The organism is Streptomyces sp. NPDC036822 (assembly GCF_055609145.1).
The window spans coordinates 176619-200431 of the sequence record NZ_JBVJPY010000007.1; the positions used below are offsets into that span (position 1 = coordinate 176619).

The 23813-nt window shown below is 70.8% G+C and carries 18 protein-coding genes; 10 read left to right on the plus strand and 8 right to left on the minus strand.

The features are described 5' to 3' along the window. The first annotated feature begins 68 nt into the window (after positions 1-68). Both ACZ68P_RS18850 and ACZ68P_RS18855 read left to right on the plus strand, forming a co-directional pair. Entirely contained in the window at positions 69-1118 is a 1050-nt protein-coding gene (locus ACZ68P_RS18850) for an LLM class F420-dependent oxidoreductase (RefSeq protein ID WP_471007453.1), read from the plus strand. Positions 1119-1365: 247 nt separating this feature from the next. Next, positions 1366-2151: a ferritin-like domain-containing protein gene (locus tag ACZ68P_RS18855; protein ID WP_471007456.1), complete on the plus strand. Its 786-nt coding sequence runs from the start codon at positions 1366-1368 to the stop codon at positions 2149-2151. A 55-nt stretch (positions 2152-2206) separates the two neighbouring features. On the opposite strand, the gene ACZ68P_RS18860 is transcribed toward ACZ68P_RS18855, so the two are convergent. After that, positions 2207-3199, minus strand: a complete 993-nt coding sequence (locus tag ACZ68P_RS18860; protein WP_471007736.1) for a magnesium and cobalt transport protein CorA — start codon at positions 3197-3199, stop codon at positions 2207-2209. A 246-nt stretch (positions 3200-3445) separates the two neighbouring features. Here ACZ68P_RS18860 and ACZ68P_RS18865 point away from each other — a divergent pair, with 246 nt between their 5' ends. From ACZ68P_RS18865 to mshC, 4 genes are all read left to right on the plus strand, one after another. Beyond that, positions 3446-4144 carry a histidine phosphatase family protein gene (locus ACZ68P_RS18865; RefSeq protein WP_471007459.1) on the plus strand — a complete coding sequence of 233 codons (699 nt, stop codon included), beginning with the start codon at positions 3446-3448 and terminating at the stop codon, positions 4142-4144. 85 nt (positions 4145-4229) lie between these two features. Then, entirely contained in the window at positions 4230-4820 is a 591-nt protein-coding gene (locus ACZ68P_RS18870; protein ID WP_365719125.1) for a DUF3090 domain-containing protein, read from the plus strand. Next, positions 4784-5638, plus strand: a complete 855-nt coding sequence (locus ACZ68P_RS18875) for an SCO1664 family protein (protein ID WP_471007460.1) — start codon at positions 4784-4786, stop codon at positions 5636-5638. Before ACZ68P_RS18870 ends, ACZ68P_RS18875 begins: the two co-directional genes overlap by 37 nt. 144 nt (positions 5639-5782) lie before the next feature. Next, positions 5783-7012: a cysteine--1-D-myo-inosityl 2-amino-2-deoxy-alpha-D-glucopyranoside ligase gene (mshC, locus tag ACZ68P_RS18880; RefSeq protein WP_471007463.1), complete on the plus strand. Its 1230-nt coding sequence runs from the start codon at positions 5783-5785 to the stop codon at positions 7010-7012. Positions 7013-7216: 204 nt separating this feature from the next. On the opposite strand, the gene ACZ68P_RS18885 is transcribed toward mshC, so the two are convergent. The 5 genes from ACZ68P_RS18885 to ACZ68P_RS18905 form a co-directional block, all read right to left on the minus strand. Beyond that, complete coding sequence (locus ACZ68P_RS18885) at positions 7217-8290, minus strand: PAC2 family protein (RefSeq protein ID WP_471007465.1); 1074 nt, start codon at positions 8288-8290, stop codon at positions 7217-7219. 209 nt (positions 8291-8499) lie between these two features. Continuing rightward, positions 8500-10104 (minus strand): glycerol-3-phosphate dehydrogenase/oxidase, encoded by a 1605-nt coding sequence (locus ACZ68P_RS18890; protein WP_471007466.1) that lies wholly within the window; start codon positions 10102-10104, stop codon positions 8500-8502. Between the two features lie 14 nt (positions 10105-10118). Beyond that, positions 10119-11666: a glycerol kinase GlpK gene (glpK, locus tag ACZ68P_RS18895; protein ID WP_471007468.1), complete on the minus strand. Its 1548-nt coding sequence runs from the start codon at positions 11664-11666 to the stop codon at positions 10119-10121. A gap of 34 nt (positions 11667-11700) precedes the next feature. Next, the gene (locus ACZ68P_RS18900; RefSeq protein ID WP_471007470.1) at positions 11701-12459 is read right to left on the minus strand and encodes an MIP/aquaporin family protein; all 759 of its coding nucleotides are present in this window, start codon (positions 12457-12459) and stop codon (positions 11701-11703) included. Positions 12460-12715: 256 nt separating this feature from the next. Beyond that, positions 12716-13480, minus strand: a complete 765-nt coding sequence (locus tag ACZ68P_RS18905; protein ID WP_471007738.1) for an IclR family transcriptional regulator — start codon at positions 13478-13480, stop codon at positions 12716-12718. Positions 13481-13771: 291 nt separating this feature from the next. Between ACZ68P_RS18905 and metH the strand changes: the two genes are divergently transcribed. From metH to ACZ68P_RS18925, 4 genes are all read left to right on the plus strand, one after another. Then, on the plus strand, positions 13772-17281 hold the full coding sequence (gene metH, locus ACZ68P_RS18910; protein WP_471007474.1) for a methionine synthase: 3510 nt from the start codon (positions 13772-13774) through the stop codon (positions 17279-17281). Positions 17282-17504: 223 nt separating this feature from the next. Continuing rightward, positions 17505-18203, plus strand: a complete 699-nt coding sequence (locus ACZ68P_RS18915; protein ID WP_471007476.1) for an HAD family hydrolase — start codon at positions 17505-17507, stop codon at positions 18201-18203. A 682-nt stretch (positions 18204-18885) separates the two neighbouring features. Continuing rightward, positions 18886-20478 (plus strand): ABC transporter substrate-binding protein, encoded by a 1593-nt coding sequence (locus tag ACZ68P_RS18920; RefSeq protein ID WP_471007479.1) that lies wholly within the window; start codon positions 18886-18888, stop codon positions 20476-20478. Positions 20479-20552: 74 nt separating this feature from the next. After that, positions 20553-22133, plus strand: a complete 1581-nt coding sequence (locus ACZ68P_RS18925; RefSeq protein ID WP_471007481.1) for an ABC transporter substrate-binding protein — start codon at positions 20553-20555, stop codon at positions 22131-22133. A 75-nt stretch (positions 22134-22208) separates the two neighbouring features. On the opposite strand, the gene ACZ68P_RS18930 is transcribed toward ACZ68P_RS18925, so the two are convergent. Next, a complete protein-coding gene (locus tag ACZ68P_RS18930) occupies positions 22209-22880 on the minus strand; it encodes a response regulator (protein ID WP_471007483.1) in 672 nt (223 codons plus the stop codon). 10 nt (positions 22881-22890) lie between these two features. Next, positions 22891-23793, minus strand: a complete 903-nt coding sequence (locus ACZ68P_RS18935; RefSeq protein ID WP_471007485.1) for a RecB family exonuclease — start codon at positions 23791-23793, stop codon at positions 22891-22893. Positions 23794-23813 lie beyond the last annotated feature (20 nt).

Below are 23813 nucleotides of genomic sequence, written 5' to 3' on the forward strand. Positions count from 1 at the left end.
CGGATCCCGTGCCCGCGCGCTAGAGTCCGCCACAAGGGACGTTACTGATCAGTAAAGAGGGAGCGGTCATGAGGCTCGGCATCAACCTCGGCTACTGGGGCGCCGGTATGGACGGCGACAATCTCGCGGTGGCCCAGGAGGCGGACCGCCTCGGCTACGACGTCTGCTGGGCCGCCGAGGCGTACGGCTCCGACGCCCCCACCGTGCTCTCCTGGGTGGCGGCCAAGACCGAACGGATCGACGTCGGCTCCGCCATCATGCAGATCCCGGCGCGGCAGCCGGCCATGACGGCGATGACCGCCGCCACCCTCGACTCGCTCTCCGGCGGCCGCTTCCGGCTCGGCCTCGGCGTGTCGGGCCCGCAGGTCTCCGAGGGCTGGTACGGCGTCAAGTTCGACAAGCCGCTGGCCCGCACCCGCGAGTACGTCGAGATCGTCCGCAAGGCGATGACCCGCGAGCGGCTCAGCTACGAGGGCGAGCACTGGACACTCCCGCTCCCGGACGGCCCGGGCAAGCCCATCAAGCTCACCGTCCACCCGCAGCGGGAGCACATCCCCCTCTACATCGCCGCGATCGGCCCCAAGAACCTGGAGCAGACGGGCGAGATCGCCGACGGCGCGCTGCTGATCTTCCCCTCCGCCGAGCACCTGGAGGACACCGCGCTGCGCCATCTGCGCGCGGGGCGCGAGAAGGCCGGGCTGACGATGGAGGGCTTCGACGTCCACCCCACCCTGCCGCTGGCCCTCGGGGACGACATCGACGCGCTGGCCGACCTCTTCCGCCCGTACACCGCGCTGTACGTCGGCGGCATGGGCAGCCGCAAGCAGAACTTCTACAACCAGCTCGCCCAGCGCATGGGCTACGAGAAGCAGGCCGCCGAGATCCAGGACAAGTACCTGTCGGGCGACAAGACGGGTGCCGCGGCCGCCGTGCCGCGGCAGCTGATCGACCAGACCACCCTCCTCGGCTCGGTCGAGCGCATCGCGGACCGGATGAAGGCCTACGCCGCCGCCGGAGTCACCACCCTGACCCTCGCCCCGGCCGGCTTCACCCTGGAGGAGCGGGTGGCGGCCCTGCGGGCGGGCACCGAGGCCCTGGAACTGGCGGGCCTGGCGTAGTCCCCGGACCGGCGCGTCTCGCGCCGGCCGGGTCCCGGAAGTCTGCGGCCGTGGTGGGGGCTCGGGGGGTCTTCCCCGCCACGGCCGTCAGGTAGCACAACGCTCCACCGCGCGGCGGGTTACGGACGCGGGACTCCGTCTTTCGGCCGAGTCCCGCGGGCCCTCGTGTTGCCCGAGCCGCCCCCGCGCACTTGACTCGTGGTCTGCGGACGTGCGGCGTGCGGCCGCCCGCATGGAGGTGGCAGCAATGCTCACGGCCAAGGGCCTGTTCCAGGAGATCATCGACAACGACGAGGCCTTCCGGCTCTTCTGCTCCATCGCCGCCAGCGGCGAGGCGCAGGGAGGCTGGGAGAACGCCCGGATCGCGGCGCTCGTCCCGCCGGGCATGCGCGAGCTGGCCCCCAAGATCACCCGACACGGTGCCGACGAGGACAAGCACGGCCGGATCTTCCACGCCTTGCTGCGCAAACGCGGCCTGGACCCCGTGCAGGTGCCGCCGGAGACCGACTACACGATGCTGCTCGAACGGAACGGCATCGGCCTTCCCCACGACAAGCTGCGTCGCGAGGAGCCCCTGAGCGAGCGGGACATCATCGTCTACCTCTCCCACAGCCGGGTCACCGAGCAGCGGGCCGCCGACCAGATGGACATGCTGGTCACGTACTTCGGGACCCACCCCGAGCTGGGCAAGGCCATCCACATGATCTGCGACGACGAGGAGAACCACCTCGCGTACTGCCACGAGGAGCTGCTCCGCCTCGCGTACGCCGGGCACGGCCGCCTCATCCACCGGACCCTGCGCGAGTCCGCCCTGGCCGAGATCAAGATCTACCGGGACGTCAGCCTCGCCGTGATGGGGCACATGGGCCGCATCCTGAAGTGGCCGACGGTCAAGTCCGCGGCTCTCGTCGCCGGCATCCACGGCATGTACGCGTACGAACGCGTCGGCGGCTGGCACAAGATGGTGAACCTCGCGATGCCCGAACGGCGCGACGCGCTGGGCGGTCCGCCGGTACCCGCCCCGGCCTTCTGACCGCCCGGCCTTCCGGCCGCCCGGTGGCCCGGGCGGCCGTGCCCCGAGGTCGGTTCTACAGCCAGCCCCGGCGCTTGAACTGCCGGTACAGGCCGAACACGGCGCCCGCCATCAAAAGGATCACCAGGGGATACGACCCCACCCAGCGCAGTTCGGGCATGTGGTCGAAGTTCATGCCGTAGATCCCCGCCACCATGGTGGGGACCGCGGCCATGGCCGCCCAGGCCGAGATCTTCCGCATGTCGTCGTTCTGGCGCACGCCCATCTGCGCCAGATGCGCCGACAGCACGTCCGAGAGCAGCCGGTCGAGGGCTTCCACCTGGTCGTTGGCCCGGATGAGGTGGTCGCTCACGTCCCGGAAGAACGGCTGCGCGTCCTCGCTCACGAACGGCACGGTCCCCGCCGCCAGCCGCTCCATCGGTCCCGCCAGGGGACCGCCCGCCCGGCGGAACTCCAGCACCTGGCGCTTGGCGGTGTAGATCCGCTCCGCGGTGTTCGCCCCGGTGCCGCCGGTCGGCGCGAACACGTCCGCCTCCAGCTCCTCCAGGTCGACCTGGAGCTCCCCCGCTACCTCGATGTAGTGGTCCACGACCGCGTCGCTGATCGCGTACAGCACGGCCGTCGGACCCTGCCGGAGCACGTCCGGCTCGGCCTCCAGGCGGCGCCGTACGGCAGCGAGCGGCGCGCCCTCGCCGTGCCGGACGGTCACCACGAACGAGTCGCCGATGAAGACCATCAGCTCACCCGTGCTGACCCGGTCGCTCTCGGGCTCGTACAGCACGGGCTTGAGGACGACGAACAGCGAGTCGTCGTACACCTCCAGCTTGGGCCGCTGATGGGCCTTCAGGGCATCCTCGACCGCGAGCGGGTGCAGCGCGAACTCGGCCGTGACGTGATCGAACTCACGGGCGGTCGGCTCGTGGAGGCCCACCCACAGGAAGGCGTCCCCGGTCGCGCGCGCTTCCTCCAGGGCGTCCGACAGATCGGCCGGCCCGTCGGCACGAGCACCGCACTTGTAGAGGGCAGAGTCGACGATCACGCGGAGTATTCTCCCCCGTCGACGTCCCGCCCGCACGCGTCCGACGCCATCGCCCCCCGGCGCCCCTCCACGCGCGCGCACCGGGGCCCGTGGTTCCGGCGCGCCTCCACGCGCGCGTACCGGGCCTCGTGATTCCGGCGCTCACCCACGCGCGCGTGCCTCGCCCCGTCCTCGCGGGGTCCTTCCACGCGCACGTGACCCGCCCCTTCGTCCCGGCGCTCACCCACGTGCGCCACACCGCCTACGCTTGCCGCCATGGCCACGCTGATCCTCGTCCGCCACGGACGCTCCACCGCCAACACCTCCGGAGTCCTCGCCGGGCGGACGCCCGGGGTAGCGCTCGACGAGCGGGGAGCCGCCCAGGCCGCCGCGCTGCCCGGCCGGCTGGCCGGAGTGCCGCTCGCGGCCGTCGTCAGCAGCCCGTTGCAGCGCTGCCGCGAGACCGTACGGCCGCTCCTCGACGCCCGGCCCGGGCTTCCGCTGCACACCGAGGAGCGGATCAACGAATGCGACTACGGGGACTGGTCCGGCCGCAAGCTCGCCGAACTCACCGACGACCCCCTGATGGAGGTCGTCCAGGCGCACGCCTCCGCCGCCGCCTTCCCGGGCGGCGAGTCGATGCGGGCCATGCAGACGCGGGCCGTGGAAGCCGTACGCGACTGGAACGCGCGCGTGGAGGCCGAGCACGGGGAGGACGCGGTCTACGCCATGTGCTCGCACGGCGACATCATCAAGTCGGTCGTCGCCGACGCCCTCGGCATGCACCTCGACCTCTTCCAGCGGATCCATGTCGACCCGTGTTCCCTCACCGTGATCCGCTACACGCGCCTCCGCCCCTTCCTCGTACGCCTCGGCGACACCGGCGACTTCGCCGCCCTCACCCCCCGCGACAGCGGCGACGGCCGGGACTCCGGCGGGGCCGCTGAGGTCGGTGGCGGTGCGGGCGCACCGTGATCCATCCGCGCAGTAGGGTGGACAGGCCGCTGTAGGCCTCCGAACGGCGGGCCTCCAACCGTCGAGACGCAAGGGAGACAGGGACGTGTCCCGTCAGGTGTTCCTCTACGACCCACCGGAGCGTTTCGTGGCCGGCACGGTCGGGCTGCCTGGCCGCCGTACGTTCTTCCTGCAGGCGTCCGGGGCCGGCCGGGTCACCAGCGTGGCCCTGGAGAAGACCCAGGTGGCGGCTCTCGCCGAACGCATCGACGAACTGCTCGACGAGGTGGTGCGCCGCACCGGGGGCAACGCCCCGGTCCCGGCCGTCGCCCCCGCCGACATCGCCGACACCGCTCCTCTGGACGCCCCCGTCGAGGAGGAGTTCCGCGTCGGCACCATGGCGCTGGCATGGGACGGCGAGGAACAGCGCATGATCGTCGAGGCCCAGGCGCTCGTCGAACTCGAGGCCGAGACCGACGAGGACCTCGCCGAGGCCGAGGAACGCCTGCTCCAGGACGAGGAGAACGGCCCGCCGATGCTGCGGGTCAGACTCACCGGAGCCCAGGCCAGAGCCTTCGCCAAGCGCGCCCTCGACGTGGTCAACGCCGGCCGGCCGCCCTGCCCCCTGTGCAGCCTTCCGCTCGACCCCGAAGGGCACGTGTGCCCGCGCCAGAACGGTTACCGGCGCGGAGCATGACGGACGTGCCGAGCCTGCCGACCGCGCCGACCCTGCCGGTCATCGAGCTGCTCACCCAGGGGGAACTCACCGTCCGCGGCCAGGTCCGCGAGGCGTCCAACGCCGTGCTCCTCTGCTCCGTCGCCCACGACGGTGAGGAGGCCGCCTGCGTCTACAAGCCGGTCGCAGGCGAGCGGCCGCTGTGGGACTTCCCCGACGGCACCCTCGCCCAGCGGGAGGTGGCCGCCTACGAGCTCTCCGAGGCCACCGGCTGGGGGCTCGTACCGCCCACAGTGCTGCGCGACGGACCGTACGGCCAGGGCATGGTCCAGCTCTGGATCGAGGCGGACCCCTCGGCGAGCCTTCTCGCGCTCACCGAGGACGAGGAGGCCGGCGAGGGCTGGAAGGCCGTCGGCCCCGCCCAGGTCGGGGAGGACCGCACCGCCCTCCTCGTGCACGCCGACAGCCCCGACCTGCGCCGCCTCGCCGTCCTGGACGCCGTCATCAACAACGGCGACCGCAAGGGCGGCCATCTGCTGCCCGCCCCGGACGGGCGTCTGTACGCCATCGACCACGGCGTCACCTTCAACGCGGAGGACAAGCTCCGCACCCTGCTGTGGGGCTGGGCGGGGGAGGAGCTGCCCGCCGAGGCCACCGAGGTGCTGGACCGGCTCGACCGCTCCCTCGCCCCGGGCACCCCCCTCACCACCCGCCTGGCCCAGCTGCTCACCGAGGCCGAGGTGGACGCCCTGCGCATGCGTGTCACCGCCCTGCGGGCGAGCGGCCGGCATCCCGAGCCGTCGGGGCGGTGGCCCGCCATCCCCTGGCCGCCGGTCTGACCGATCGGATCCGGCCACCGCCTCGGGAGCCCCTCGGACCCCCCTGGGGTATGCACGGACGCCCCTGACCCGCAAGACCGCCTATTCGGTCAAGATCCCGCATCCGGTTCGTATCCGGAACAGCTGTCCGGTTACGCTCAGGTCATGCATGCCTGGCCCGCTTCTGAGGTCCCCGCCCTTCCCGGCAAGGGCCGCGACCTCCGGATCCACGACACCGCGACCGGCGGGCGAGTGACCCTCGCCCCCGGTCCCGTCGCCCGTATCTATGTCTGCGGCATCACGCCGTACGACGCGACCCATCTGGGTCACGCGGCGACCTACAACGCGTTCGACCTCGTTCAGCGCGTGTGGCTCGACACCAAGCGGCAGGTTCATTACGTCCAGAACGTGACCGACGTGGACGATCCGCTCCTGGAGCGGGCGATCCGCGACGGCATCGACTGGGTGGGCCTCGCCGAGCGCGAGACCGCCTTGTTCCGCGAGGACATGACCGCCCTGCGGATGCTCCCGCCGCAGCAGTACATCGGAGCCGTCGAGGCCATACCCGGCATCGTGCCGCTCGTCGAGCGGCTGCGGGACACCGGCGCCGCCTACGAGCTGGACGGCGACGTCTACTTCTCCGTCGAGGCGGACCCGCACTTCGGCCAGGTGTCGCACTACGACACCGAGCTGATGCGGCACCTCTCCGCCGAGCGCGGCGGCGACCCGGACCGCGCCGGGAAGAAGAACCCCCTCGACCCCATGCTGTGGATGGCCGCCCGTGAGGGCGAGCCCAGCTGGGACGGCGGCAGCCTCGGCCCCGGCCGGCCCGGCTGGCACATCGAGTGCGTCGCCATCGCCCTGGACCACCTCGGCATGGGCTTCGACGTGCAGGGCGGCGGCTCCGACCTGATCTTCCCGCACCACGAGATGGGCGCCTCGCACGCCCAGGCGCTGACCGGCGAATTCCCCATGGCGAAGGCGTACGTCCACGCCGGCATGGTCGCCCTGGACGGCGAGAAGATGTCCAAGTCCAAGGGCAACCTCGTGTTCGTCTCCGCGCTCCGCCGCGCGGGCGTCGACCCGGCGGCCATCCGTCTCGCCCTGCTCTCGCACCACTACCGGGCCGACTGGGAGTGGACCGACCAGGTCCTCCAGGACGCGGTGGAGCGCCTCGAACGCTGGCGCGCCGCCGTCGCGCGCCCGGACGGTCTCTCCGCCGACGGGCTCGTCGAGGAGATGCGCGAGGCGCTCGCCGACGACCTCGACGCCCCGGCCGCGCTCGCCGCGGTCGACCGCTGGGCCGCCCGGCAGAACGAGGACGGCGGCACGGACGAGTCCGCGCCCGGCCTCGTCTCCCGCGCGGTCGACGCCCTCCTCGGAGTCGCGCTCTAAGGGGACCTGGCGCCACCGCCCTTCGGGCAGCCGCCCTCGGACTTCCGGACGAAGTCCGAGGGCGGTTTCTTCGGAGCAGGGGCGGAGAGCGGCGACCACGGCGACCGGGCCGCGGCCCGCTTCAGCTGCTCCTGACCCACCGGGGCGGCGTCCCCACAGGCCAGAGGGCCGCACCGACCTCGGTGCGGCCCCCTGCCGTACGTCTCACTTCTCGGCGTCGCCGCCGGTGCCGTCCCCGTCCGCGGGACCCTCCGCCGGGCCTTCCGCGGGCCCGTCCGTGGGGCCGTCGCCGGGCGACGCCTCGGGCGTCCCGGGAAGCTCCGGCGCCGACTCCGGCCCCGGCTCATCCGGCTTCGGCGGCCGCGCCCGGCCGCCCGGGGAAGGATCCCGCAGATAGGAGCTGTCCCCGCCCTCCGTCGCCAGGCCGGGCCCCTGCCCGGGCTCACGCCGCCGCAGATACCGCTCGAACTCCCGGGCGATCGCCTCGCCCGAGGCCTCCGGCAGCTCGGCCGTGTCCCGCGCCTCCTCCAGCGTCTGGACGTACTCCGCCACCTCGCTGTCCTCGGAGGCCAGCTGGTCCACGCCCAGCTGCCAGGCGCGCGCGTCCTCGGGCAGCTCGCCCAGCGGGATGCGCAGCCCGATCAGGTCCTCCAGGCGGTTCAGGAGCGCCAGCGTCGCCTTGGGGTTGGGCGGCTGGGAGACGTAGTGCGGGACGGCCGCCCACAGGCTGACCGCCGGCACACCGGCGTGCGTGCACGCCTCCTGGAGGATGCCGACGATGCCCGTGGGGCCTTCGTAGCGCGTCTCCTCCAGGTCCATCGTCCGCGCCAGGTCCGGGTCGGAGGTGACCCCGCTGACCGGGACCGGCCGCGTGTGCGGGGTGTCACCGAGCAGCGCGCCCAGGATCACCACCATCTCCACACCCAACTCGTGGGCGAAGCCGAGGATCTCGTTGCAGAACGAACGCCAGCGCATGGACGGCTCGATCCCGCGCACCAGGACCAGGTCACGCGGCTTGTCGCCGCCGATCCGGACCACGGAGAGCCGGGTCGTCGGCCAGGTGATCTTCCGGACGCCGTTGTCCAGCCATACCGTGGGCCTGTTGACCTGGAAGTCGTAGTAGTCCTCGGCGTCCAGCGCCGCGAACACCTCGCCCTTCCATTCCCGGTCGAGATGGGCGACCGCGGTGGAGGCGGCGTCGCCGGCGTCGTTCCAGCCCTCGAACGCGGCCACCATGACCGGGTCGATCAGCTCGGGAACCCCCTCGAGCTCGATCACCCAGCGCCTCCTTTACGAAGTTCCTGTCGTACGGACCAACCTTAAGGCTTCCCGGCGACCCGCCCGCAGCCCTCGTACACGACCCGGCGACCTCGCCGCCATGATCGACTACCCAGGAAAACCGGTCGGCACACGGGACTCGCGACTCCACCGCGCACGAGTGAGGGGCGGCCTCCCGTCCGGGAGTCCGCCCCTCGCCTCACACACCGTCACTTGCCGAGCATGTCCTCGACCTTGCCGCGGATCTCGTCCGTCGCCAGACCGCGGATCGTCAGCGTCGTACGCCGGCGCAGCACGTCGTCCGCGGTCTCGGCCCACTCGTGATCACGCGCGTAGGCGACCTGCGCCCAGATCTCCGGCGCGTCCGGGTGAATGCGCTGCCCGAGCTCCGGGTTCTCGTTCGCCATCCGGGCGATGTCGAAGGAGAGCGAACCGTAGTGCGTCGCCAGGTGCCTGGCGGTGTCCGCGGACATCCGCGGGCCGGGCGCCGGACCGTCGACGAGCAGCCGGTGCGCCACCGCGGCCGGGTTGGCTATGCCGGGCAGCGGCAGCCGCTTCGGCAGGGTGGAGACCGGCTCGTAGTCCTCGCCGAGCGGGCCGCCGGGCAGGGACTCCAGCTTCCTCATCACCGTACGGCCGATGTGGCGGAAGGTCGTCCACTTGCCGCCGGCCACCGACAGCATGCCGCCCCGGCCCTCGGTGACCACCGTCTCCCGCTTGGCCTTGGACGTGTCGCCCGGGCCGCCGGGCAGCACCCGCAGTCCGGCGAAGGCGTAGGTGATCAGATCGCGCGACAGCTGCTGGTCGCGGATGGAGAAGGCCGCCTCGTCGAGGATCTGCGCCGTGTCCTTCTCGGTGACCTCGACCTGGCCGGGGTCGCCCTCGTACTCCTCGTCGGTAGTGCCGAGCAGCAGCATGTCCTCCCAGGGGAGGGCGAAGGTGATGCGGTACTTGTCGATCGGCGTCGCGAGCGCGGCCTTCCACGGGGAGGTGCGCTTGAGCACGAGGTGCGCGCCCTTGGAGAGCCGGATCGACGGGGCCGCGGCGGGGTCCTCCATCTTCCGCAGGTGGTCGACCCAGGGGCCGGTCGCGTTGAGCACGAGCCGGGCGCTGACGCCGAACTCGTCCCCGCTGGTGCGGTCCTTCAGTTCCGCGCCCGTGACCCGGCCCCGCGTGAAGCGCAGGCCGGTGACCTCGGCGTGGTTGAGGACGGTGGCACCGGCGGCCACCGCGGCACGGACCGTCATCAGCGCCATACGGGCGTCGTTCATCTGGTCGTCGCCGTAGACGGCGACGGCCTTCAGGTTGTCCGTGCGCAGCTCGGGAACGTCCTGCGCCGCCTTCGAGGGGCTCAGCAGGTGCCCGACGCCGTCGCCGAAGGCCGACAGCGCGCTGTACGCGAACACGCCCGCGCCGAGCTTGGCCGCGCCGTGCGGCCCGCCCTTGTAGACGGGCAGGTAGAAGGTGAGGGGGTTGGCGAGGTGCGGTGCCACCTGGCGGGAGACCGCGCGCCGTTCGAAGTGGTTCTCCGCCACCAGCTTCACCGCGCCGGTCTGCAGGTAGCGCAGACCGCCGTGGAGCAGCTTGGAGGAGGCGGAGGAGGTGGCGCCGGCGAAGTCGCCGGCGTCCACCAGGGCCACCCGCAGGCCCGACTGCGCGGCGTGCCAGGCGGTGGAGATGCCCAGGATGCCGCCGCCGATCACCAGGAGGTCGTACGTCGCCTTGGAAAGCTGTTCCCGGGTCTCGGCGCGGCTCGGGAGGGAACCGGCAGCCGGGTGCGTCCCCAGGGCGGGGACGCTCTGCAGGGTGGTCATCGATCTACTCCTCGTCAGTTCTCTTCTTCGAGCCAGCCCATGGAGCGCTCGACGGCCTTCAGCCAGCTCTTGTACTCGCTGTCGCGCTTGTCGGCGTCCATGCGAGGGGTCCATTCCGCCGCCCGGCGCCAGTTGGCGCGCAGGGCGTCGGTGTCCGGCCAGAAGCCGACGGCCAGGCCGGCGGCGTAGGCGGCACCGAGGCAGGTGGTCTCGGCGACCATGGGGCGCACGACCGGCGCGTCCAGGAAGTCGGAGAGGGTCTGCATCAGCAGGTTGTTGGAGGTCATGCCGCCGTCGACCTTGAGCGCGGTCAGTTCGACGCCGGAGTCCTTGGTCATGGCGTCGGTGATCTCGCGGGTCTGCCAGGCGGTGGCCTCCAGGACGGCACGGGCGATGTGCGCCTTGGTGACGTACCGGGTGAGGCCGGCGATCACACCGCGGGCGTCGGAGCGCCAGTACGGGGCGAACAGGCCGGAGAAGGCCGGTACGAAGTAGGCCCCGCCGTTGTCCTCGACCGAGGACGCGAGCGTCTCGATCTCGGCGGCCGAGTTGATCAGGCCCATCTGGTCGCGCATCCACTGCACCAGCGAGCCCGTGACGGCGATCGAGCCCTCCAGGGCGTAGACCGGCTTCTGGTCGCCGATCTGGTAGCCGACGGTGGTCAGCAGGCCGCTGTAGGAGTTGATGATCTTGTCGCTGGTGTTCATCAGCATGAAGGTGCCGGTGCCGTACGTGCTCTTGGCCTCGCCCTCGGCGAAACACGTCTGGCCGAACAGGGCCGCCTGCTGGTCGCCGAGCGCGGAGGCGACCGGGATGCCGTCCAGGACGCCGCCCTTGACGGTGCCGTACACCTCGGCGGAGGACCGGATCTCCGGCAGCACGGCGGCCGGGATCTGCATGGACTGGAGGATCTTGTCGTCCCAGCCCATGGTGTGCAGGTTCATCAGCATGGTGCGCGAGGCGTTGGTGACGTCGGTGACGTGGTGGCCGCCGTCGACTCCGCCGGTGAGGTTCCAGATGACCCAGGAGTCCATGGTGCCGAAGAGGATGTCGCCGCGCTCGGCGCGCTCACGCAGGCCCTCGACGTTGTCGAGCAGCCAGCGGACCTTCGGGCCGGAGAAGTAGGAGGCCAGCGGCAGGCCGGTCTCGCGGCGGAAGCGGTCCTGGCCGACGTTGCGCCCGAGTTCCTTGCACAGGGCGTCGGTGCGGGTGTCCTGCCAGACGAGGGCGTTGTGGACCGGCTCGCCGGTGTTCCTGTCCCACAGCAGCGTGGTCTCGCGCTGGTTGGTGATGCCGATGGCCTTCACGTCGGCGGCGGTGATGCCGGCCTTGTGGATGGCTCCGGCGACCACTTCCTGGACGTTGGTCCAGATCTCGGCGGCGTCGTGCTCGACCCAGCCGGGCTTGGGGAAGATCTGCTCGTGCTCCTTCTGGTCGACCGAGACGATCCGGCCGTCCTTGTCGAAGACGATGCAGCGGGACGAGGTGGTGCCCTGGTCGATGGCGGCGATGAACGGGCCGCTGCCGTGGGAGGAAGACCCGGCGGTGTGTGCGTCGGTCACGGTTGCTCCAAGGGAGGTCTGGAAGAAGGACGGCTCAGGCGAACGCGATGTTGTAGATACCCGCTGCGAGGGCGCCACCGATCAGCGGACCGGCGACCGGGATCCAGGCGTAGCTCCAGTCGGAGCCGCCCTTGTTCGGCAGCGGCAGCAGGGCGTGCACGATGCGCGGACCGAGGTCGCGGGCCGGGTTGATGGCGTAGCCGGTCGGGCCGCCGAGCGAGAGGCCGATGGAGACGACGACGAAGGCCGTGATCAGGGCGCCGAGGACGCCGAGGCCCTTGCCGCTGTCGGTGAGGCCCTGCGTCAGCACCGCGAGGACCAGCACGACCGTGCCGATGATCTCGGTGGCCAGGTTCTGCCACACGTTCCGGATCTCCGGCCCGGTGGAGAAGACGCCGAGCACGGGGCCGGGGCCCTCGATCGGCTTCTCGCCCAGCGTCTCCGGGTCCGTGAGGTGCGCCCGGAACTGGCCGTAGTAGGCCACCCAGACCAGCGCCGCGCCGATCATGGCGCCGAGCATCTGGCCTGCGACGTAGACCGGTACGTTGCCCCAGTCCCCGTCCTTGACCGCTATACCGACCGTGACGGCGGGGTTCAGATGGGCACCGGAGAGGGAAGCGGTCATGTACACGGCAGTCATGACAGCGAAGCCCCACCCGAAGGTGATCGCGAGCCAGCCCGCGTTGCGGGCCTTGGAGCTCTTGAGTGTGACGGCGGCGCAGACGCCTCCGCCGAGCAGAATGAGAACGGCGGTCCCGATGGTCTCGCCGATGAAGATGTCGGAGCTGGACACCCGCGACTCCTTTGTCCTTCGTCCAGGGGAAGGCGAACCCCGGGTCCCACCGGTGGTCCGTGCCCTCACGTGAGGGCGGTTGCCGGCCCTTGGCACTGCGACACTCTAACGCGTATTGCCGGTAGGTGTTCGACAATGCCGACCGATGAACGGAAGTTTTGCCCTCCGGTTAACAGCGCGTCAAGGGTCCGGGAAACGAAAAACCCGCCGATAACGCGATCGTTACCGACGGGTTCCCCGATGTCGTACGAACCTCTCAGAAGCGGCCGGCCCCCAGGTCACGCGAGACCGCGCGGGCACAGTCCCGTACCGCCGCGACCAGCTCGGAGCGCAGCCCGCCGTCGCCGCAGACGCGCTCCACCGCACCCGTGATGGCCACCGCGCCCACCGGCATCCGCCGCCGGTCGTGGATCGGCGCCGCCACGGAGGCCACGCCCTCCCAGGTCTCCTCCACGTCCGCGGCCCAGCCCCGCGCCCGGGTCTGGTCGAGCAGCGTCTCGAAGTCCTCCAGGTCGGTGATCGTGCGCGGGGTGAAGGCTTCCCGCGGCACCTCCAGGACCTCGCTGTGGGCCACCGGGTCGTACGCCGAGATGACCTTGCCCAGTGCCGTGGAGTGCAGCGGCTGCATGGCCCCCACCTCCAGCACCTGGCGGCTGTCGTCCGGCCGGAACACGTGGTGCACGATCAGCACGCCCTGCTGGTGCAGCACGCCCAGGTGCACGCTCTCGCCGCTGGAGCGCGCCAGGTCGTCCGTCCACACCAGCGCCCTGGCCCGCAGCTCGTGCACGTCCAGATAGCTGTTGCCGAGCCGCAGCAGCTCCGCGCCCAGCTGGTAGCGGCCCGAGGCGGCGTCCTGCTCCACGAAGCCCTCGGCCTGGAGCGTGCGCAGGATGCCGTGCGCCGTCCCCTTGGCCAGCCCCAGTGAGGAGGCGATGTCGGAGAGGCCGAGTCGGCGCTCGCCGCCTGCGAGCAGTCGCAGCATCGCCGCCGCCCGTTCAAGCGACTGGATGTTCTTCGCCATCGCCCGGCCCTTCTCCCTCTCCTCGATCCCGCACGGTCGCGGGGATCCTACGGACAGGATCCCGTGGATCATGCCGTTCGACAATGCTGAACACTATCGGTCGATGTCGACCGTGTGTTACTCGGACAGTGTCGGTCAAGAAGGCGTGCGGCCGGGAGTCCCCGCACACAGGATGCCGTCCGGCTCGTGGGACACCATGTCCACCCCGGCACCCGCACGGTTAGTCTGGCCCCGTGCACCCTCCACCGAGCGTGCAAAGCCGACAGCCGTCGCATCCCAGGGAGCTCATCCATGGCCTCGTCGCCGACCCCTTCCGCTGACAGCCGGACCCGCGCCGCAGCCCTCCGTGAGGCACTCGCCAGTCGAGTCGTCGTCGCGGACGGTGCGATGGGCACCATGCTCCAGGCCCAGGACCCCACGTTGGACGACTTCGAGAACCTCGAGGGCTGCAACGAGATCCTGAACGTCACCCGGCCGGACATCGTGCGTTCGGTGCACGAGGAGTACTTCGCGGCCGGCGTGGACTGCGTGGAGACGAACACCTTCGGCGCGAACCTCGCGGCCCTGGGGGAGTACGACATCCCCGAGCGGGTGTACGAACTGTCGGAAGCCGGCGCGCGGATCGCCCGGGAGGTCGCGGACGAGTTCACCGCCTCCACCGGCCGGCAGCGCTGGGTCCTGGGCTCCATGGGCCCCGGCACGAAGCTCCCGACGCTGGGCCACGCCCCCTACACCGCGCTGCGGGACGCCTACCAGCGGAACGCCGAGGGGATGCTGGCGGGCGGCGCGGACGCGCTGCTGGTAGAGACCACCCAGGACCTGCTCCAGACCAAGGCGTCGGTGATCGGCGCCCGCCGCGCGCTGGACGCCCTGGGCGCGGACGTCCCGCTGATCTGCTCCGTCACGGTGGAGACGACCGGGACGATGCTGCTGGGTTCGGAGATCGGCGCGGCTCTGACGGCGCTGGAGCCGCTGGGGATCGACATGATCGGTCTGAACTGCGCGACCGGCCCCGCGGAGATGAGCGAGCACCTGCGCTATCTGGCGCGGCACTCCCGTATCCCGCTGTCCTGCATGCCGAACGCCGGTCTGCCGGTCCTCGGCAAGGACGGCGCGCACTATCCCCTCTCCCCGGCGGAGCTCGCGGACGCGCAGGAGAACTTCGTCCGGGAGTACGGGCTGTCCCTGATCGGCGGCTGCTGCGGCACGACCCCGGAGCACCTGCGGCAGGTCGTCGAGCGGGTGCGCGGTCTGGCACCCGCGGTCCGCGACCCGCACCCCGAGCCCGGTGCCGCGTCGCTCTACCAGACCGTCCCGTTCCGTCAGGACACGGCGTACATGGCGATCGGTGAGCGGACGAACGCGAACGGGTCGAGGAAGTTCCGTGAGGCCATGCTGGAGGGCCGGTGGGACGACTGTGTGGAGATGGCCCGGGATCAGATCCGTGAGGGCGCGCACATGCTGGATCTGTGTGTGGACTATGTCGGCCGGGATGGTGTGGCGGACATGGAGGAGCTGGCGGGTCGTTTCGCGACGGCGTCGACGCTGCCGATCGTGCTGGACTCCACCGAGGTGGAGGTGTTGCGGGCGGGCCTGGAGAAGCTCGGCGGCCGTGCGGTGATCAACTCGGTGAACTACGAGGACGGTGACGGGGCGGAGTCGCGGTTCGCGAAGGTGACGCGGCTGGCTCAGGAGCACGGAGCCGCTCTGATCGCGTTGACGATCGACGAGGAGGGCCAGGCCCGGACGGTCGAGCACAAGGTGGCGATCGCGGAGCGGCTCATCGCGGATCTGACGGGGAACTGGGGGATCCACGAGTCGGACATCCTGATCGACACGTTGACGTTCACGATCTGCACGGGTCAGGAGGAGTCGCGCAAGGACGGGATCGCGACGATCGAGGCGATCCGGGAGCTGAAGCGGCGTCATCCGCAGGTGCAGACGACGCTGGGGTTGTCGAACATCTCCTTCGGTCTGAATCCGGCGGCGCGGATCCTGTTGAACTCGGTCTTCCTGGACGAGTGTGTGAAGGCGGGTCTGGACTCGGCGATCGTGCACGCGTCGAAGATCCTGCCGATCGCGCGGTTCGACGAGGAGCAGGTCGCCACGGCGCTGGATCTGATCTACGACCGGCGTGTGGAGGGTTATGACCCGCTGCAGAAGCTGATGGCGCTGTTCGAGGGTGCCACCACGAAGTCGTTGAAGGCGGGCAAGGCGGAGGAGCTTTTGGCGCTGCCGTTGGAGGAGCGGCTGAAGCGTCGCATCATCGACGGTGAGAAGAACGGCCTGGAGGCCGACCTTGATGAGGCCTTGCAGAGCACGCCGGCTCTGGACATCGTCAACGAGACGCTCCTGGACGGTATGAAGGTCGTCGGTGAGCTGTTCGGTTCGGGGCAGATGCAGCTGCCGTTCGTGCTGCAGTCGGCCGAGGTGATGAAGACCGCGGTGGCCCATCTGGAGCCGCACATGGAGAAGACCGACGACGACGGCAAGGGCACGATCGTGCTGGCCACCGTCCGTGGCGACGTCCATGACATCGGCAAGAACCTGGTCGACATCATCCTGTCGAACAACGGCTACAACGTGGTCAACCTCGGGATCAAGCAGCCGGTCTCGGCGATCCTGGAGGCGGCCGAGGAGCACCGCGCCGACGTCATCGGCATGTCCGGCCTCCTGGTCAAGTCCACGGTGATCATGAAGGAGAACCTGCAGGAGCTCAACCAGCGCGGACTCGCCGCCGACTTCCCCGTCATCCTCGGCGGCGCCGCCCTGACCCGCGCCTACGTCGAACAGGATCTCCACGAGATCTACCAGGGAGAAGTCCGCTACGCCCGCGACGCCTTCGAAGGCCTGCGCCTGATGGACGCCCTGATCGCGGTCAAGCGTGGAGTCCCGGGAGCGTCGCTGCCCGAGCTGAAGCAGCGCAGGGTCGCGGCCCGGACGCCGGCCCTGGAGGTCGAGGAGACGGAGCCGGGCGGCCGCTCCGACGTCGCCACCGACAACCCGATCCCCACCCCGCCCTTCTGGGGCACCCGGGTCGTCAAGGGCATCCAGCTCAAGGAGTACGCGAGCTGGCTCGACGATGGCGCCCTGTTCAAGGGCCAGTGGGGCCTCAAGCAGAACCGGGCCGGCGACGGCCCGTCCTACGAAGAGCTCGTGGAGAGCGAGGGACGGCCGCGCCTGCGCGGCTGGCTGGAGCGGCTGCACACCGAGAACCTCCTCGAGGCGGCCGTCGTGCACGGCTACTTCCCCTGTGTGTCCAAGGGCGACGACCTGATCATCCTGGACGAGCAGGGCAACGAGCGGACCCGCTTCACCTTCCCCCGCCAGCGCCGCGGCCGGCGTCTGTGCCTGGCCGACTTCTTCCGCCCGGAGGAGTCCGGCGAGACCGACGTCGTCGGCCTCCAGGTCGTCACCGTCGGCTCCCGGATCGGCGAGGCGACCGCCAAGCTCTTCGCGTCCGACTCCTACCGCGACTACCTGGAGCTGCACGGCCTGTCCGTCCAGCTGGCCGAGGCCCTCGCCGAGTACTGGCACGCCCGCGTCCGCTCCGAGCTGGGCTTCGCCGGCGAGGACCCGGCCGACGTCGAGGACATGTTCGCGCTCAAGTACCGCGGCGCGCGCTTCTCCCTCGGCTACGGAGCCTGCCCCGACCTGGAGGACCGCGCCAAGATCGCCGAACTCCTCCGCCCCGAGCGGATCGGCGTCCAGCTGTCCGAGGAGTTCCAGCTCCACCCCGAGCAGTCCACGGACGCGATCGTCATCCACCACCCCGAAGCGAAGTACTTCAACGCACGCTGAGCGACAACGCACGCTGATCGACCCGGCCGGGCACGCCGAGGACGCCTCGGCGCGCCCGCCGCCGCGACGGGCACGCCGAGCGACACCGCGACGCACCTCACGGGGCAATTCCCGGCGTCCGGCATGATCGGGACGTACACTTGTCGGTCCAGCGCAGGCCGGTCTCCCTCCCCGTACTGGGGAGGGAGACCGGCCTTCTCGTCCCTCCATGGAGGTGTGCCGGATGACCAGTACGGTCCCCGCGTCCTTGTTCCACGCCAACGGCAGCTCCGCCCTGCAAGCGGTCTTCCTCGACATGGACGGCACCCTCGTCGACACGGAGGGATTCTGGTGGGACGCGGAGGTGGAGGCCTTCGCGTCCCTCGGGCACCGGCTGGACGAGACCTGGCGCGACATCGTGGTGGGCGGGCCCATGACCCGCAGCGCCGGCTATCTGATCGAGGCCACCGGCGCCGACATCACCCTCGCCGAGCTGACGGTCCTGCTCAACGAGAAGTTCGAGCAGCGCATCGACCGCGGTGTGCCCCTCATGCCGGGCGCGGAGCGGCTGCTCGCGGAACTGGCGCACCACGACATCCCGACCGCCCTGGTCTCCGCCTCGCACCGCCGCATCATCGACCGCGTGCTCGCCTCTCTCGGCCGTGACCGCTTCGCCCTCAGTGTCGCGGGCGACGAGGTCGTCCAGACCAAGCCCCACCCGGAGCCCTACCTCACGGCCGCACGGGGTGTCGGCGCCGACCCGACGCTGTGCGCGGTCATCGAGGACACGGCCACGGGCGTGGCGGCCGCGGAGGCGGCCGGCTGCCGGGTCGTGGCCGTCCCTTCGGTGGCGCCCATCGCGCCCTCCGAGGGCCGGGTCGTCGTCCGCTCCCTGGAGGACGTCGACGTCCCCTTCCTGCGGACCCTCATCCCCGGCCCCTGACCCGGCGTCGGCCCGGGCGAGACCGGCCCTCGACCCGGTCGGCCGCCCGGGCGAGGCCGCCCGAGGCCTGAGCCCGCCCGGGCGAGGCGGGCCGTCCGCCCGGGCGAGGCCGGTCCGAGGCCCGAGCCGCCCGGTCTCCGGCCGCGCGCGGTCCCGACCGGCCCGGCGTCCGATCCCCCGGCCGTTCGCCGCCGGACCCGTCCCCGGCTCTCGGCCGCCCCGGGCGCCCCGCCCCACCGTCACCCTCGCGGCACTCCACCGATCCCTTCCGGCCACCCGCCGACCGGGCCACCGCGTGACCTTGGTCACGCAGCGTGCCGACCGGCGGGTGGCCTTCTTGGGAGCCGTGTCCGGATCGCGGCGATTGCGGCCCACCCGTGTGTCCTGATTCGCGGCCTCCGTCGGGATACGTTCCCCCGCATGACTATGGGGCCCGCCGCATTCATGATCACTGTGTGGTGAGGAACCGAGCCGTCCGCGGTCCGGCCCCACCGCGGTCGCCGACTAATCTTTCGGGAGTACTTCGCCGCGTTTATCCGCGTGCCCCGGCGCATACCCAAGTCGCCGCGAACACAGGACCGATCGCTCACCATCCCGGCCCGATCGCCCGCCCCGAACGGGCGGCAGCGGCGGAGTGTCCGCAACCGCTGTATCCCAGTGCCGGATGAGGAGAACGACCACGATGAACCGCAAGACTCTGGTGCTGCCCGCCCTGGCGGCAGGCATGCTCGCCCCGCTGCTCGTCGCCTGCGGCGGCTCGGACGAGGCCGGAGCCATCGTCGTCGGCACCACGGACCGGTTCGTCGCCACCGACGACGCCCCGGCCCCCCTCGACCCGGCCTTCGCCTACGACACCGGCGCCTGGAACATCCTCCGGCAGACCGTCCAGACCCTCATGCACGTGCCCCGCGGCGGCGGCGAGCCCGTCCCCGAGGCCGCCGAGAGCTGCGGATTCAGCGACCGGGCCAGTGAGAGCTACCGCTGCAAGCTGCGCGAGGGGCTCACCTTCGCCGACGGCACCCCCGTGACCGCCGAGGACGTCAAGTTCTCCGTCGAGCGCGTGCTCGCCATCAAGTCGGACAACGGAACGGCCGCCCTCCTCGCCAACATCGACACCGTCGAGACCAAGGGCGAGCGCGAGATCGTCTTCCATCTCAGGACGCCCGACGCGACCTTCCCGTACAAGCTCTCCACCCCGGTCGCCGGCATCCTCAGCAAGAACACGTACAGCGCCAAGAAGCTCCGCGACGGCTTCGAGGTCGACGGCTCCGGCCCGTACACCATGAAGGCCGAGCACGACGGCGACACGGTCACCAAGGTGGTCTTCACCCGCAACCCGAGGTACAAGGGCGACATCACCCTCCGCAACGACGAGGTCGAACTGCGCTCCTTCGCGGACGCGGACACCATGGGCAAGGCCCTGCGGGACAGCCAGATCGACATGATGGCCCGTTCGATGTCGCAGGAGCAGATCAAGGAACTGACCGACCGGCCGCAGGAGGGCGTCGAGCTCACCGAGGTCCCGGGGCTGGAGATCCGCTACCTCGCCTTCGACACCGAGGACCCCTCCGTCAAGAACAAGGCCGTCCGCCAGGCCATCGCCGCCGTCGTCGACCGCGGCGAACTGGTCGACGACGTCTACGGCCCCACCGCCAAGCCGCTCTACTCGCTGATCCCCTCCAGCGTCACCGGGCACTCCACCGCCTTCTTCGACACCTACGGCGAGCCCAGCACCACCAAGGCGGCCGGCATCCTGCGTGGCGCCGGCATCAAGAAGCCCGTCGAGCTGACGCTGCACTACACCAGCGACCACTACGGCTCCGCCACCAAGAAGGAGTTCGAGGCGCTGCGCGACCAGCTCAACGCCACGGACCTCTTCGACGTCACCGTCGAGGGCGCGGAGTGGTCCACGTTCCGCGCCGCGCAGAAGCGTGGGGACTACCCCGTCTACGGCCTCGGCTGGTTCCCCGACTTCCCGGACCCGGACAACTACGTCGCCCCGTTCCTGGACTCGGACAACTTCCTCAACACCCCGTACGTCAACAAGGCCGTCCGCGACCAGTTGATCCCGCGATCGCGCCGCTCGGCCGACCGCAACGCCGCGGCCCCCGTCTTCGGGCAGATCCAGGAGATCGTCGCCAAGGACGTCCCCGTCCTGCCCCTGTGGCAGGGCAAGCAGTACGTCGCCGCGCGCGACGACGTCACCGGTGTCGAATGGGCGCTGAACACCTCTTCGGACCTGCTCCTGTGGGAGCTGGGCCGCGGTACCGCCTGACCCTCACCCCGCTCGGTTACACCGGCCGCGCAGGGCGCGCGGCCGGCCTGGCAAGAGATCAAGAGGCACGTTCTGTGAAGCACAACAAGTGGCTGACGGCTCCGCTCGCCGCGGGTCTGTCCGCCGCCCTGCTCAGCGGCTGCGGCGCGGAGCAGGGCGGGAACTCCGGCGGCTCCGGCGGCAGCGTCCGCGTCGGCATGTCCGACGAGATCCTGGCCACTGACCCCGCCGCCGGCTACGACCCCGGCTCCTGGCTCCTGTTCAACAACGTCTTCCAGTCCCTCCTCAGTTTCCCCAAGGGCGCCTCCGTCCCCGAGCCGGAAGCCGCCGAGGAGTGCGCGTTCGGGACCGGGAGCAAGGTCTACCGCTGCACCCTGCGCGAGGGCCTCACGTTCTCCAACGGCAACCCGCTCACCTCGAAGGACGTCAAGTACTCCTTCGAGCGCGCGCTGAAGATCGACGACCCGTCCGGGCCCGCCCCGCTGCTGTCGACCATCGACTCCATCGAGACCCCCGACGACCTGACCGTCGTCTTCCGCCTCAAGGTCCCCGACGCCACCTTCCCGAGCAAGATCGCCTCGGGAGCCGGGTCCATCGTCGACCACCGCGAGTACGCCGCGGACCAGCTGCGCACCGACGCCAAGGTCGTCGGCTCCGGCCCGTACACGCTGGACTCGCTCAGCGACACCGAGGCCGTCTTCTCCGTCAACGCCGGGTACAAGGGCGGCGTCGAGCCGAAGAACAGCGGCGTCACCCTCAAGCTCTACGCCGGCGACCGCGAGGCCCTCTCCGACGCCTTCTCCGCGGGAGAGGTCGACGTCGCCTACCGTGGGCTCTCCGCCGACGACATCGCCGCCCTCGAAGCCTCCGGAAGCACGGCCGACAAGGGCATCGAGATCGTCCAGGGCACCAGCGCCGAGGTCCAGCACCTGGTCTTCAACGTCAAGGACCCCGTCGTCGGCAAGCTGGGCGTCCGCCAGGCCATCGCCCACCTCGTCGACCGTGAGTCCCTCGTCCAGGACGTCTACAAGTCCACGGCCACGCCGCTCTACTCGATCGTCCCGGCCGGCATCGCCGGACACAACACCGCCTTCTTCGACACCTACGGCAGCCCGGACGCGGCCAAGGCGAAGAAGGCGCTCCGCAAGGCCGGGATCACCGACAAGGTGAAGCTCACCCTCTGGTCCACGCCCAGCCGCTACGGCCCCGCCACCGACCAGGAGCTCAAGGCGATAGCCGGCCAGCTCAACACCAGCGGACTGTTCGACGCCGACGTGAAATCGGTCGCGTTCGAGCAGTACGAGAAGGACATCGAGGCCGGCAAGTACGGCGTGTACGTCAAGGGCTGGGTCCCCGACTACCCCGACGCCGACAACTTCACCACCCCGTTCTTCGGCAAGGGCAACGTCCTGGGCAACCGGTACGAGAACTCCACCATCACCGGCAGCCTCATCCCCAAGACGGCGGCCGCCGCCGACCGCGCCGCCACGGCCCAGGACTTCGGCAAGCTCCAGGACATCGTCGCCGAGGAGCTGCCCCTGCTGCCGCTCTGGCAGGGCAAGCAGTACGCCGTCGCCCGCGACAACGTCACCGGCCTGGAATGGACCCTCGACGCCTCCACGGTCTTCCGCTTCTGGGAGATCAAGAAGAGCTGACCCCGCGGACGACGAAGGGCCCGGCGCGCGGGTGGACGCGCCGGGCCCTTCGTCGTACGGATCTACCGCGCGGATCTACTGCGCGCCGGGGCGGACCAGGCCGCTCTCGTACGCGTACACCGCCGCCTGGACACGGTCCCGCAGACCGAGCTTCGTCAGCACGTGACCGACATGCGTCTTCACCGTCGTCTCGCTGACGAACAGATCCGCCGCGATCTCGGCGTTCGACAGGCCGCGCGCCACCAGCTTCAGCACCTCGACCTCACGGTCGGTCAGCGTGCTCAGCGTGTCGTTCACCTGCTCGTCGCCCGACGGAAGGTGCGCCGAGTACTTGTCGAGCAGCCGACGCGTGATCGACGGGGCCAGCATCGCCTCGCCCGCCGCCACCACCCGGATCGCCTGCACCAGCTCGTTGGCCGGGGCGTCCTTCAGCAGGAAGCCGCTCGCACCCGCCCGCAGCGCCTCCACCACGTACTCGTCCAGGTCGAACGTGGTCAGCACCAGCACCTTGGCCGGACCGTCGCGGCCCGGGCCGGTGACCTGCCGCGTCGCCTCCACACCGTCCATCCGGGGCATCCGGATGTCCATCAGCACCACGTCCGGCTGCAACGCCCGGACCTGGTCCAGGGCCTGGAGCCCGTCCCCGGCCTCACCGACGACCGCGATGTCCTGCTCCGCCTCCAGAATCATCCGGAAGCCGGTGCGCAGCAGCGGCTGGTCGTCGACCAGTAGGACGCGGATAGCCACAGGAACTCCTTCACGGGGCGGGCTTGACCGGCTCCATTCTGCCCTGCCCGGATTCGCCCGACTCCGGCGGGCGCGCGGAAACGATCTCCAGCGGATAGACCGGGGGAGTCCCCCCGAACTCGGGGCACAGCTCCTGGTGATCGCACCAGCCGCACAGCTTCGTCGGCCGCGGCCGCCAGTCGCCCGACTCGGTCGCCTCCCGGATCGCCTCCCACAGCGCCAGCAGCTTCCGCTCCACCCGGAGCAGATCCGCCTCCACCGGGTCGTACGTCAGCACGTCCCCGCTGCCCAGGTACACCAGCTGGAGCCGGCGCGGCACCACCCGCTTCCAGCGCCAGATCACCAGCGCGTAGAACTTCATCTGGAACAGCGCGCCCTCGCTGTACTCCGGCCGGGGCGCCTTGCCGGTCTTGTAGTCGACGATGCGCACCTCGCCCGTCGGCGCCACGTCGATCCGGTCGATGACCCCGCGCAGCCGCAGCCCCGAGTCCAGCTCCGTCTCCACGAACAGCTCACGCTCGGCCGGCTCCAGACGCGTCGGGTCCTCCAGCGTGAACCACCGCTCGACCAGCCGCTCCGCCTCACCCAGCCAGCGCGCGAGCCGCTCGCCCTCCGCGTCCTCGGCGAACAGCTTGCCGAGCTCCGGCTTCGACTCCAGCAGCCTGTCCCACTGCCCCGGGATCATCGCCTTCGCCCGCGGAGCCGTCCGCTGCACCGCCGGGTCGTCGAACAGCCGCTCCAGGACGGCGTGCACCAGCGTCCCCCGCGTCGCCGCCTCGCTCGGCTTCTGCGGCAGCCTGTCGATCACCCGGAACCGGTACAGCAGGGGACACTGCATGAAGTCGCTCGCCCGCGACGGAGACAACGACGTGGGCGTCCGGGACCCCGCCGGCGGCTGCTCGCTCGTACTCATGACTCAGACCCTACGACCCG